This is a genomic window from Paraperibacillus esterisolvens (assembly GCF_046237625.1).
Lineage (GTDB): Bacteria > Bacillota > Bacilli > Bacillales > DSM-1321 > Paraperibacillus > Paraperibacillus esterisolvens.
On record NZ_CP143545.1, the window covers coordinates 1287408 to 1299288 of the forward strand.

Annotated in this window: 13 protein-coding genes; 9 read left to right on the forward strand and 4 right to left on the reverse strand. The window is 45.1% G+C overall.

What is annotated here, in order from left to right:
• Positions 1–2 precede the first annotated feature (2 nt).
• From V1501_RS06560 to V1501_RS06575, 4 genes are all read left to right on the forward strand, one after another.
• Positions 3–980: an alpha-ketoacid dehydrogenase subunit beta gene (locus V1501_RS06560; RefSeq protein ID WP_409292023.1), complete on the forward strand. Its 978-nt coding sequence runs from the start codon at positions 3–5 to the stop codon at positions 978–980.
• A gap of 144 nt (positions 981–1124) precedes the next feature.
• A complete protein-coding gene (locus V1501_RS06565; protein WP_409292024.1) occupies positions 1125–2459 on the forward strand; it encodes a dihydrolipoamide acetyltransferase family protein in 1335 nt (444 codons plus the stop codon).
• 3 nt (positions 2460–2462) lie between these two features.
• Entirely contained in the window at positions 2463–3872 is a 1410-nt protein-coding gene (gene lpdA / locus V1501_RS06570; protein ID WP_409292025.1) for a dihydrolipoyl dehydrogenase, read from the forward strand.
• A gap of 475 nt (positions 3873–4347) precedes the next feature.
• Positions 4348–5220 (forward strand): polysaccharide deacetylase family protein, encoded by an 873-nt coding sequence (locus tag V1501_RS06575; protein ID WP_409292026.1) that lies wholly within the window; start codon positions 4348–4350, stop codon positions 5218–5220.
• Between the two features lie 264 nt (positions 5221–5484).
• Here the strand turns inward: V1501_RS06575 and V1501_RS06580 are convergent, their stop codons facing one another.
• A complete protein-coding gene (locus V1501_RS06580) occupies positions 5485–5919 on the reverse strand; it encodes a DUF1885 family protein (RefSeq protein ID WP_409292027.1) in 435 nt (144 codons plus the stop codon).
• A gap of 258 nt (positions 5920–6177) precedes the next feature.
• Here V1501_RS06580 and V1501_RS06585 point away from each other — a divergent pair, with 258 nt between their 5' ends.
• Positions 6178–6312, forward strand: coding sequence for a GapA-binding peptide SR1P (locus V1501_RS06585; RefSeq protein WP_409292028.1), 135 nt, complete (start codon positions 6178–6180; stop codon positions 6310–6312).
• 273 nt (positions 6313–6585) lie between these two features.
• Here the strand turns inward: V1501_RS06585 and V1501_RS06590 are convergent, their stop codons facing one another.
• Positions 6586–8058 carry an aminotransferase class I/II-fold pyridoxal phosphate-dependent enzyme gene (locus V1501_RS06590; RefSeq protein WP_409292029.1) on the reverse strand — a complete coding sequence of 491 codons (1473 nt, stop codon included), beginning with the start codon at positions 8056–8058 and terminating at the stop codon, positions 6586–6588.
• A 158-nt stretch (positions 8059–8216) separates the two neighbouring features.
• Between V1501_RS06590 and V1501_RS06595 the strand changes: the two genes are divergently transcribed.
• Positions 8217–9170 (forward strand): NAD(P)H-dependent flavin oxidoreductase, encoded by a 954-nt coding sequence (locus V1501_RS06595; RefSeq protein ID WP_409292030.1) that lies wholly within the window; start codon positions 8217–8219, stop codon positions 9168–9170.
• 29 nt (positions 9171–9199) lie between these two features.
• The gene (locus V1501_RS06600) at positions 9200–9469 is read left to right on the forward strand and encodes a UPF0223 family protein (RefSeq protein ID WP_409292031.1); all 270 of its coding nucleotides are present in this window, start codon (positions 9200–9202) and stop codon (positions 9467–9469) included.
• A gap of 57 nt (positions 9470–9526) precedes the next feature.
• Here V1501_RS06600 and V1501_RS06605 read toward each other — a convergent pair whose 3' ends face one another.
• Entirely contained in the window at positions 9527–10147 is a 621-nt protein-coding gene (locus V1501_RS06605; RefSeq protein WP_409292032.1) for a YktB family protein, read from the reverse strand.
• A 199-nt stretch (positions 10148–10346) separates the two neighbouring features.
• Here V1501_RS06605 and V1501_RS06610 point away from each other — a divergent pair, with 199 nt between their 5' ends.
• Together V1501_RS06610 and V1501_RS06615 are read left to right on the forward strand one after the other, a co-directional pair.
• The gene (locus V1501_RS06610; RefSeq protein WP_409292033.1) at positions 10347–10544 is read left to right on the forward strand and encodes a hypothetical protein; all 198 of its coding nucleotides are present in this window, start codon (positions 10347–10349) and stop codon (positions 10542–10544) included.
• A gap of 213 nt (positions 10545–10757) precedes the next feature.
• On the forward strand, positions 10758–11549 hold the full coding sequence (locus V1501_RS06615) for an inositol monophosphatase family protein (RefSeq protein ID WP_409292035.1): 792 nt from the start codon (positions 10758–10760) through the stop codon (positions 11547–11549).
• Positions 11550–11580: 31 nt separating this feature from the next.
• On the opposite strand, the gene V1501_RS06620 is transcribed toward V1501_RS06615, so the two are convergent.
• The gene (locus V1501_RS06620; RefSeq protein WP_409292037.1) at positions 11581–11763 is read right to left on the reverse strand and encodes a YlaF family protein; all 183 of its coding nucleotides are present in this window, start codon (positions 11761–11763) and stop codon (positions 11581–11583) included.
• Positions 11764–11881 lie beyond the last annotated feature (118 nt).

The window sequence follows — 11881 nt, forward strand, 5'->3', positions numbered from 1 at the left end:
TTATGGCTCAAATGACAATGGTTCAAGCAATCAATGATGCATTGCGAAACGAACTTAAAAACGACCCGAATGTGCTATTGTTTGGCGAAGATGTCGGCGTTAACGGCGGTGTATTCCGTGTGACTGACGGCCTCCAGAAAGAATTTGGAGAAGATAAAGTGTTCGATACACCCCTTGCTGAATCAGGAATCGGCGGATTGGCGATCGGTCTTTCTCTTCAAGGGTTCCGTCCAGTTCCGGAAATCCAGTTCTTCGGTTTCGTATTCGAAGTAATGGATTCAATCGCTGGTCAGATGTCCCGCATGAGATACCGTTCGGGAGGCCGTTACAATATGCCTATCACAGTCCGTTCACCATTCGGCGGCGGCGTGCATACACCTGAACTTCACTCGGACAGCCTGGAAGGCCTCATGACACAGACACCGGGATTGAAAGTGGTCGTCCCATCCACTCCTTATGATGCAAAGGGACTTCTTATATCTTCAATCCGTGATAATGATCCAGTCATCTTCCTTGAGCACTTGAAACTCTACCGCGCTTTCCGTGAGGAAGTGCCTGAAGAAGAATATACGATTCCCCTTGGAAAAGCGGATGTTAAACGTGAAGGTTCTGATCTGACCATCATTACTTACGGAGCTATGGTTCACGAATCTTTAAAAGCTGCTGAAGAGCTTGAAAAGGAAGGCCACTCAGTCGAGGTCATCGACCTTCGTACAATCATGCCGCTGGATGTCGATACCTTCATTGCATCTGTAGAAAAAACTGGCCGTGCGATTGTTGTACAGGAAGCACAGCGCCAGGCTGGTATTGCAGGGCAGGTCATCGGCGAAATTATGGAACGTGCAGTATTGAGCCTTGAAGCTCCAGTTCTGCGTGTGGCAGCTGCAGACACAATCTATGCGTTCTCACAGGCTGAATCTGTATGGCTTCCAAACTACAAGGATGTAATTGAAACGGCTAAAAAAGTCCTTAACTTTTAATTTCAGTTGATTTCGTGCTAAAAGCTCTCTGGATTTTGAAAGAGAGCTTTTGCATGGATTATGTCAAAAAGAAAAATTATTGAGAATATTTACTTTTTATTTTCAATAAAAAAGAATTTACGATAATATTAGGAGGTTAAATCCATGGCATTTCAATTTAAGCTTCCGGACATCGGTGAAGGTATCCGCGAAGGCGAAATCGTGAAATGGTTTGTAAAACCTGGAGATAAAGTACAGGAAGACGATGTACTATGTGAAGTGCAAAACGATAAAGCAGTTGTGGAGATTCCTTCTCCAGTCGAAGGGACTGTTGAAGAAATCAAGGTTGAAGAAGGAACTGTTGCTGTAGTCGGCGACGTCTTGATAACTTTTGATGCACCGGGATATGAGGATCTTCAATTCAAAGGTGACGATCATGGTGACGAGGGAGCCAAGGCGACTGAAGAACAGGTTCAGTCTACAGGCGAAGTAGGCCAGGATGTCCAGAAAGAAGAAACTGCAGCACCTGCAGCAGCAGCTGGTACACAAGCACAAACCGATGTGGACCCTAACCGCCGTATCATTGCTATGCCTTCTGTCCGTAAATACGCACGTGAAAAAGGAATTGATATCCGTCAGGTTGCCGGCTCAGGAGACAACGGCCGCATCCTGAAGAGTGACATCGATGCATTTGGAACTGGCGAACAGCAGCAGGCAGCTCCACAGGCAGAAGCGGCGGCAGCTCCTGCAGCTAAGGAAGAAAAAGCAGCAGCACCACTTGCTATTCCAGAAGGCGACTTCCCTGAAACCCGCGAAAAAATGAGCGGTATCCGTAAAGCGATCGCTAAAGCTATGGTTAATTCCAAGCACACTGCGCCGCATGTTACACTTATGGATGAAGTGGATGTTACCAAGCTTGTTGCCCACCGTAAAAAATTCAAGGAAGTGGCAGCTGCCAAAGGAATTAAGCTTACATTCCTTCCATATGTGGTAAAAGCTTTGACAAGCGCGCTGCGCGAGTTCCCTGCTCTAAACACATCAATCGATGATGCAACAAGCGAAATCGTGCACAAGCACTATTACAACATCGGGATTGCTGCCGATACAGAAAAAGGCCTGCTGGTGCCTGTTGTGAAAAATGCGGACCGCAAGTCTGTATTCACAGTATCAAATGAAATCAATGAATTGGCCGGAAAAGCACGTGAAGGCAAGCTGGCTCCAGCCGAAATGAAAGGTGCTTCCTGCACAATCAGCAACATCGGTTCAGCTGGCGGACAATGGTTCACTCCAGTCATCAACCATCCAGAGGTTGCAATCCTTGGAATCGGCCGCATCGCCGAAAAACCAGTGGTAATTGGCGGCGAAATCGTAGCTGCTCCAGTATTGGCGCTGTCACTCAGCTTTGACCACCGCATGATTGATGGTGCAACTGCACAGAACGCACTGAATCACATCAAGCGTCTATTAAACGATCCAGAACTATTGTTAATGGAGGGGTAATAAATGGTAGTTGGAGATTTCCCAATTGAAACAGATACTCTTATCATCGGTGCAGGCCCTGGAGGCTATGTCGCCGCAATCCGCGCGGCTCAGCTTGGGCAGAAAGTTACAATCGTAGAAAAAGCGAACATGGGCGGCGTCTGTCTGAATGTCGGCTGTATCCCATCAAAAGCTTTAATCACTGCAGGACACCGTTATGACCATGCACTTCATTCAGAAGACATCGGGATCAGCGCTGAAGGCGTAAAAGTCGACTTCTCTAAGGTGCAGGCTTGGAAATCAAGTGTAGTAAACAAACTGACTGGCGGTGTTGAAGGCCTTCTGAAAGGCAATAAAGTAAACATCGTCCGCGGTGAAGCTTATTTTGCAGATGAAAACAGCATCCGTGTAATGGATGAGAATTCAGCTCAGACTTATACTTTCAAGAATGCTATCATTGCTACAGGTTCAACTCCGATTGAACTGCCGGCATTCAAATATTCAGAGCGGGTAATCAATTCTACCGGAGCACTTGCGCTTAAAGAAGTTCCTAAGTCCCTAGTCGTAATCGGCGGAGGCTATATCGGAACTGAGCTTGGCGGAGCATATGCAAACTTCGGCACAAAGGTTACCATCCTTGAAGGTCTTGACGACATCCTTGCAGGCTTTGAAAAACAAATGTCTTCACTTGTTGCCAAAAACCTGAAGAAAAAAGGCGTTGAAATCGTAACTAAAGCTATGGCTAAAGGCGTAGAAGAAAGCGAAAACGGCGTAGTGGTAACATATGAAGCCAAAGGTGAAACCCATACAGTTGAGGCAGACTATGTGCTTGTAACTGTCGGACGCCGTCCTAACACTGAGGAGCTTGGCTTAGAGCAAATCGGCGTGAAGAAGACGGAGAGAGGCTTGATTGAGATCGACAGCCAATGCCGTACCAGCGTAAAAAATATTTTCGCAATCGGTGATATCGTTGAAGGACCGCCGCTTGCCCACAAAGCTTCTTATGAAGGCAAGATTGCTGCTGAAGCAATTGCTGGACATCCGGCTGAAATTGATTACCTTGCGATTCCTGCTGTTGTTTTCTCAGAGCCGGAACTTGCTTCTGTAGGTTATACAGAAAAGCAGGCTAAGGAAGAAGGAATTGCCATCACTGCTGCGAAGTTCCCATTCGCTGCTAATGGACGTGCACTTTCTCTGAACAGCACAGACGGTTTCATGAAGCTGATCACTACAAAAGAAGATGGCGTAGTAATCGGGGCTCAGGTTGCCGGTGCAGGCGCTTCAGATATGATCTCTGAACTTGGACTGGCTATCGAAGCAGGAATGACTGCAGAAGATATCGCCATGACAATCCATGCTCACCCGACACTTGGTGAAATCACAATGGAAACAGCTGAAGTTGCGCTTGGACTTCCAATCCACGTGATGAAATAATTCTGGCAGTTCCTGCCCCTGCTTTTAAAAGCAGGGGTTTTTTTGTGTGAACTTTTTCATGAAATAGCCCAAGCCTTAATAGGATGAATAAAGGCAGAAATTAAAGATCTATTGAAGCGGGGCTGGATAAGAATGAAGAGTTATATCGTATTTTTATTTCAGACGATGGTATGGAGCGGCTATACGCTGGCTGTATGGCTGTCAGACCATGATCGGATATTATACAAAGTAACGATGTTTATCATTTTTTGTTATTTATCTCTTATAATAGGGAAAACAATATTAAAGTCGAACAGACGTACATTTTTGATCACATGTACAAGCCTTTCCTTTTATCTGCTGGCAAATCTATGTCTGCACAGCATTGTGCCGCTTTGACTATGTGCAGGGAAGAATTTGTGGAGAGTGATGCGTGCAAGTAAGTCGGTGAGAACTTCCGATTATAATGTCACAAAGGAACTAAAGGAGTATACATATGGCAAAAAAATTACTGCTTTGCATCCTGCTGCTCTTTACAGCGTCAGGATGCGGACAAAAACAGAAAGCGGAGCCTGCTGCTGGAGAAAATGTTAAGAAAGCATCTGGCGAAAAGGGCGGAGAAGCGCCTTCCGGTAAAGAGGAAAAACCGCCTGCACAAGAATCAGAAGGTATGTCTGAAAGACAGGACGAAGAAGATTCAGATGGTAAGCCGAAAGAAACTGCAGTCCAGGCCGCCTCCAAGTATCGGGTAAATCCTAATGACTGGTCTATCATTCCACTTAAGGATGCAGCTAAAAAGGTGGCACTGCTTACAATTGATGATGCCCCTGATAAGTACGCTGTTGAAATGGCAGCCATTTTAAAGGAAAAAGGTGTACATGCCATTTTCTTTGTCAACGGCCATTTTATAAAAACTGGGGAAGGGAAGGCGAAATTAAAAAAAATCCACGATTTGGGATTTACGATTGGAAATCATACATACGATCATGTGAACTTAAAGGAAATCTCTGAAGAGGAACAAAGCCGCCAGATTATCTCCTTGAATGATGAAATTGAAAAAATCATTGGAGAACGTCCGAAATTCTTCAGGGCACCATTTGGTGCCAACACATCCCACTCCAGGCAGGTGGCTTCAAATGAAAAAATGATCGTTATGAACTGGACATATGGATATGACTGGGAAGCCAGCTATCAAAACAGCCCAGCCCTGACTAACATTATGGTAAACTCTCCATTATTGAGGGATGGAGCGAATCTGCTCATGCATGACCGTCAATGGACCAAAGAAGCGCTGCCGGGGATTATTGACGGCCTGCGCAAAAGAGGCTTTGGAATTGTGGATCCCCGGGAGATCGAGGTGATGGAGTGAGGAGCTGAAATGCTGCCACCTCGCCTTTTAAACTATAAGCGGATCTTATTAAACGTCTTAAAACCGAGGATATTCCATACTTTTGGGATATCCTCGGTTTTTTGCCAGAAACCAAGGGGAGCTGCTCCACACCCTGGGGGCTGTCCTCTTTAGACAGTAAATAAAACAAATCCATCGGATGCCGCCCCCATAGTGCTGAGAATCTGGAATGTTCCTACCAAAAGCATGCTGATGCTCTGCAGCCAGACCGCCGGACTGGAAGTCTCATCTGCGTTTGTAAAAAAACATAACCCGGCCGTTGAATAAGTGCAGTTCCCCTTCCAGCTGTTTAGCCAGGAATTTGGAGAATTCGTTCGCTTTACCCTTATCGCCAAATGTGGAGGCAGGCGGCAGGGTGATGTGGATGGCGGATTGCAATTTGCCGCTCTGTTGATCTCCAGTAATTTTTTCAGCAGCAACGCCCATGATGATGGCATTGTACCGGTCATGAGAGGATGTGAGAGTGAACCAGCTGCGGGAGTCTGAGGGAGTATCATCTATTTCGTAAGGAAAGGCCATGCTGCTATAATTACATCCCACCTGCCGGCCGGTTTTGGCGGTTATCTCCTGGTAATAGCGAAGCCAATTCTTTAACTCGTCAAGAGTAATGGTCTGTTGTTTAGATTGTTCAACCAGCTTTATGTAGGCGGTTTCAGTCATAATTTTCAACTCCATTTTATTATAAGAATTTTTAGTTAATTTTACCCGAGTGAGTAACTCTGTACAATAGCCATCCTTCCATTATATGTGATAAGTAAAAAAACAGTCCTATTGTTGAACATATTAGCGATAATATTTATTAATGTTACATACAATTAGCGCTTGATTTATTAAAAGTGATATATTATTATAAAGTCAGAGGATATAAAGCGCTTTCACGGGTAATGACAAAACATGAATAAGAAGGGGTTTGAGGCTATGGGTACGATTGTTTGTCAAACTTGCAACAGCACGATTGATCATTATGATGATGATAAGGTAAATGTTTTGTATTCAGCGAAATGCCACTGCTGCCAGGACAGTAAGATGGAGAGAGACGAGATTAGGGGTTAATATAGAAAAAGCCTTGCCGGCATTCCGCAAGGCTTTTATTATTTTGATTTTTTTTAGAAAGGCTGTTTTCGCATATATTGGATCTATTGAACAAGAAAGTTGATTTCCGCTGCAGGCACTCGCGGATCTTAGGGGCGGGCGCTGAGCCTCCTCGGCTTTGCCTGCGGGGTCTCACCTGTCCCGCTGCTCCCGCAGGAGTCTCGCGCCTGAAGCGTAAGTCAACTTGGCTTTATGATTAAATATCTCGATACTCTTTAGAGCTAACATTTTATCTCAGCGAATGGCCTTATGTTCCTTGATGACTCTAAGGTGTCTCAGGTCATAATCTTCAGGACCCTGAACGGGAAGGCCTGCTTCCAGGTTCTTCGTGATGTAATACAGATTCTCTTCGGTTATGATTTCACCAGGGATGAAGATGGGGATTCCTGGCGGATAGACCATGATGAACTCCGCAATGATTCTGCCTGCCGACTCTTCGAAGGGAACCACCTCGGTTTCTGCATAGAAGGCGTCCCTCGGTGTAAGAGCTAGGCCGGGGATAGCCGGCAGGATTACGGGAATTTCTTTGTGTTCTTCTGAATAGTGTTCAAATTCCTCAGCGAGATCCTTCATGGCATCGATCAGCAGTTCTGCTTCTGTTTCTGTATCACCGGGTGTAACAATACAGAGGAGGTTATACATATCTGAAAGTTCCACTTCAATGTTGTGCTTTTCCCTCAGCCACTTTTCCACATCATACCCATTAAGTCCAAGCTTCTTGATAGAAATAATTAATTTGGTTGGGTCATAATCATAGGTAGCTTTGCTTCCTAATATTTCTTCCCCGACACAATACAGCTTGGGGATTTTGTTTATTTCCTGCCGGATATGATTGGCCAGGGTGATTGTCTTCTCAATAAGTTTCCTTCCCTCTGTAGCAAGCCTTTTCCTGGCCGCATCAAGTGATGCAAGCAAAATGTAGGAAGTGGATGTGGTGGTAAGCATGCTCAGGATAGATTTTACCCGGCTTACCGAGACAAGGCCCTCCCTGACATTCAGAATGGAACTCTGTGTCAATGACCCTCCGAGCTTATGGACACTCGTTGCGGCAAGATCTGCACCAGCCTGCATGGCGGACATCGGCAGTCTTTCATGGAAGTGGATATGAACACCATGTGCTTCATCAACCAGTACAGGAACAGAATAAGAATGAGCAATTTCAACTATTTTTTTCAGGTCGGCAGATATGCCGAAATAGGTCGGATTAATGACAAGTACAGCTTTTGCATCAGGATGCTGCTGCAGGGCCTTCTCCACCGAATCTGTCGTAATCCCATGGGATATCCCCAGGTTCACATCCACTTCAGGATGGATGAAGACCGGGACGGCCCCGGCAAAAACGATGGCTGACATAACGGACTTGTGTACATTTCTTGGTACAATGATTTTATCTCCAGGTCCGCAGACACTCATGACCATAGTCATGATCGCCCCAGAGGTTCCCTGTACAGAGAAAAAAGTATGATCTGCACCAAAGGCTTCTGCGGCCAGAACATGGGCCTTGTGTATCATGCCTTTTGGGGAATGCAGATCATCAAGCGGAGCAATATTTATTAAGTCAATGGAGAGTGCATTTTCTCCAATGAATTCTTTGAATTCAGGATCCATGCCCTGTCCCTTTTTGTGGCCGGGAATGTGAAATTGAACGGGGTTTTTCTTAGCATGTTCAAGGAGTCCGGTAAAAAGGGGTGTTTCATATTGATTCATCTATGACACCTCTTTGTATGTAAAATATTTTACTAACTATAGCAGCCCTTGTTAGTATTAACAAAACAAATGAATTATAGCATTTGTAAGCTGGTTTGCATAGCTGTATCTATGATAGCAGAAAAAATGGGCAAGGACATGTGGAAGGGGTTTTTTTTGTGTGGAAAACAAGGGTCACTAAGCTGCTCAATATCGAATATCCAATCATACAGGGCGGTCTTGCCTATCTGGCCTATGCTGAACTGGCTGCGGCGGTTTCAAATGCCGGTGGACTGGGGCAGATTACAGCGATGTCGCTTGAAAACCCGGATGCACTGACAATGGAGATCCGGAAAGTGAAGGAAAGGACAAATAGGCCGTTTGGCGTCAATTTTGCCATAGGCCAGCACGGAAGGCCATTCGAACACTTCGTTGAGGCAGCCATGAAGGAGGGAGTTGAGGTTATGAGTGTTACAGGGGGAAACCCTGCTCCTTTTTTCAAGCTGCTTGAAGGAACAAAAGTGAAAAAACTGGTGCTGGTTGCAGCCAGGAGGCAGGCCCAAAAAGCCGAAGAACTAGGGGCAGATGCTGTTATGGCAGTTGGTCATGAAGGCGGCGGGCACCTGGGGAAGAGCGATACCGGTACACTGGTGCTGATTCCCCGGGTAGTTGATTCCGTTTCCATCCCTGTGATAGCATCCGGCGGCATTGGGGACGGGAGGGGCCTGATGGCTGCGCTCTCCCTTGGGGCTGAGGGAATAGAAATGGGGACAAGGTTCATTGCCACCAGGGAATGTATACATGCCCATCCTCTATACAAAGAAGCCCTGTTAAATGGTTCCGAGGATGAGACCGTAGTCATTAAGCGTACATTGGGAGCGCCTGCACGCGCCATTTCTAACGGATGGACCCAAAAGCTGATTGAAATGGAACAGAGAGGCACAACATATGAAGAAGTGAAGGATATGATCAGCGGGCATGCCAACAAACGGTTCATTCATGAAGGGCAGAATGATGGATTTGCGTGGGCCGGCCAGGTTATGGGCATGATCCGGGATGTGCCCTCGGCAGCCGCATTGATTGAGGGAATCATGAAAGAAGCTGGCGATATCAGGAGAAAATGGGCAGAATAAGTTCTATAACTATAAAGCAGGTGAATGGAATGGAATATCAGTATCCAATTGATTATAGCTGGACCACCGAGGAAACGGTCGATGTGATTAGGTTTTTTGAGTTTGTGGAACAGGCGTATGAAAAGGGAATTCAAAAGGAAAGACTCATGGATCAATACCGCAGGTTCAAGCAGATTGTACCTGGGAAAGCTGATGAAAAAAAGCTTACAGGGGAATTTGAAGAGATGAGCGGCTACTCTTCATACCGCACTATACAAAAAGCGAAGGAAGCGGAACCTGGTGCAGCCATAAAAATGTAATCATTCTATAAAAAAGGCTGGACGCTCACCGAAGAGGGACCAGCCTTTTTCGCGTGTTTAAGATAATTTATAAAGGGGTATTAATGTCTCAAACACTTCCTGGATGACTGTTGTAAGTTTATCGGCTGACATAGTGACGGCTTCTTCTCTCGGTATGTGCAGCCCGCAAAGGATTTCAGCACTCTTCACATTTTGAACACGCTCGAATAAGGCAAGAAGGCCATCCTTTGTAAGTTTGGAGCCTGGTGCCGCATCCGGGATGGTGTGGTCCCCTGACCAGACAAAATGTCCCGGGATGGAACTGACAATTTGATCTATATTCTGTTTAAAGGCCGCGCCAGCCGCACCTTTATGGGGAGCTTCATAAATGAGGGCGAACCAGATAAATACATGCGTTTCCCAAAGGCCGATCTGAAAATGCGGCATCATTTTATAACCTCTTTTATTTGAGGAGAAAGCCACCCAGGTATCATTTGGCGGATTGATTGTCCTCCGGGCATGCTTAGCCACATGATAGTGCATTTCTTCACCTGTCATTACAGCAAGCTCACCTGCAAAATGCTGTCCAAGCGCTTCAAGCTTTGGACGCAGTCTTTCCTGAAGAGCCGACATCCGGTCCTCAAGGCCAGCTATCTTGAATACGTTGAAATCTGAGGCTGTAAAACCTGTAATTTTCACTGAATTTCCTCCTATAGATGACAATATCCATGTATTTTATCACATCGCCCTGCAAAAAGAAGACATGGAGTCTTACAGCTTGGAAAAATAGATTTTAGCACAATTTTGTTGCCGTTTTAAATGGGTAAACATAATATGATAAAAAAATAACAGAAAATTTAGATAACTAAGCACAAAATTGAATGAAGGGGTGTCTACTATGAAACAAGTTGTGAATCATGCACTTAAGGCTAAAGAAGTTGAAAAGCATAAAACAGCCGTACTTAGAATGGAAATGGACTATGAACTGGCTACTTTATATGAAGCAATGAACGAGCACAATGAAGAGAAGAAAACGAAATGCATGAAGAGACTTGAAAGAATCAGACAAGAGCTTGTCCGCTTAAAAGGTTTCTAGCATTAATTCAGAATGGGAGTCTAACCTAATCGAATGGATATATTAAAAAGCCGGATGGAAGAAATTCCTTAGGCGGGCTCAGAGTGCTGTCAATACTGAGTCCGCCTTTTATATATCATTGGTAAAAACTTGAATGATTATGTGCAATGGCATAAGCTGAAAATATAGTGAAATGGAACACATTCTTCATACAATAGTTCGGAGGCGTAATAGATGGATTGGAAGCAGATAGATACATATGCAAAAGTTTGGATTAAGGAAGCCGGCCAGAGGATAAGAGATTCTTTTGATTTGGAACTGACCGTCGAGACCAAGTCAAATGCCAATGACCTGGTAACCAATATGGACAAAGCCACAGAAGAATACTTCCATGAGAAAGTCAGCGGGAAATTTCCTGGGCACCGGATACTCGGTGAAGAGGGAATCGGTTCTGAGATCAATGACCTGAAGGGCATCGTCTGGATAATCGATCCGATTGACGGTACGATAAACTTTGTTCACCAGCAGCGCAACTTTGCCATATCAATCGGAATCTTCGAGGATGGTGTCGGGAAAATCGGGTTGATATATGATGTCGTACATGATGAGCTGTATCATGCCTTCAAAGGGGAAGGGGCCTACATGAATGAGGTAAGCCTCCCGTCTCTCAAGCCAGTTCCCGTCAAGGAAACCATACTTGCTGTCAATGCTTCATGGATCCACTCTAACAGGCTTGTCCCAAAAGATCGGCTGATCAGCCTGGTATCCGATGTCAGGGGAACCAGATCCACAGGATCTGCTGCACTGGAGCTCGCCTATGTAGCGGCAGGGCGCTATGATGCCTATGTAACATTGAGGCTCTCCCCGTGGGATTATGCAGCAGGAATCATCTTAATTGAGGAAGTGGGCGGGGAGGTTACGAATGTATCTGGCGGCAAGATCGATTTTCTATCGAAAACATCGGTTTTTGCTTCCAAACCCGGCCTGCATGAAGAAATCATTGAGAATTACTTTATCGAGAAATAAAAAAATTGCCGTCAGGCAATTTTTTTATGGATTATAATTCTCCTCTTTCGCGCAGCTTCTTTTTTTGGGAGAAACCGGTGCCCATGGATATGACCAGTACAGCCAGACATGCAATGAATACAACGGCGCTTCCCTCGGCGATGGCGATACCGATTCCAGCAATGCTCGCTGCCGCAAGGAAGGATAGAATTACAAATAATACCTTGTTTTTCATAGAAATCACCTCTATACTCCTATTGTACTCAATTTCAAATTTTGTTTCTAGTATCTTTGTGGTATAATATGTTGGTTATATAAATGTAATGGATAAAATTTAAATAAATCTAGGAGTG

Excerpts from the sequence above, each read along its gene's own strand:
- V1501_RS06565 (WP_409292024.1), top strand. The coding sequence starts at position 1,125 with ATGGCATTTCAATTTAAGCTTCCGGACATCGGTGAAGGTATCCGCGAA.
- V1501_RS06585 (WP_409292028.1), top strand. The coding sequence starts at position 6,178 with ATGGGTACGATTGTTTGTCAAACTTGCAACAGCACGATTGATCATTAT.
- V1501_RS06575 (WP_409292026.1), top strand. The coding sequence starts at position 4,348 with ATGGCAAAAAAATTACTGCTTTGCATCCTGCTGCTCTTTACAGCGTCA.
- V1501_RS06600 (WP_409292031.1), top strand. The coding sequence starts at position 9,200 with ATGGAATATCAGTATCCAATTGATTATAGCTGGACCACCGAGGAAACG.
- V1501_RS06560 (WP_409292023.1), top strand. The coding sequence starts at position 3 with ATGGCTCAAATGACAATGGTTCAAGCAATCAATGATGCATTGCGAAAC.
- V1501_RS06590 (WP_409292029.1), bottom strand. The coding sequence starts at position 8,058 with ATGAATCAATATGAAACACCCCTTTTTACCGGACTCCTTGAACATGCT.
- V1501_RS06620 (WP_409292037.1), bottom strand. The coding sequence starts at position 11,763 with ATGAAAAACAAGGTATTATTTGTAATTCTATCCTTCCTTGCGGCAGCG.
- V1501_RS06580 (WP_409292027.1), bottom strand. The coding sequence starts at position 5,919 with ATGACTGAAACCGCCTACATAAAGCTGGTTGAACAATCTAAACAACAG.
- lpdA (WP_409292025.1), top strand. The coding sequence starts at position 2,463 with ATGGTAGTTGGAGATTTCCCAATTGAAACAGATACTCTTATCATCGGT.
- V1501_RS06615 (WP_409292035.1), top strand. The coding sequence starts at position 10,758 with ATGGATTGGAAGCAGATAGATACATATGCAAAAGTTTGGATTAAGGAA.
- V1501_RS06610 (WP_409292033.1), top strand. The coding sequence starts at position 10,347 with ATGAAACAAGTTGTGAATCATGCACTTAAGGCTAAAGAAGTTGAAAAG.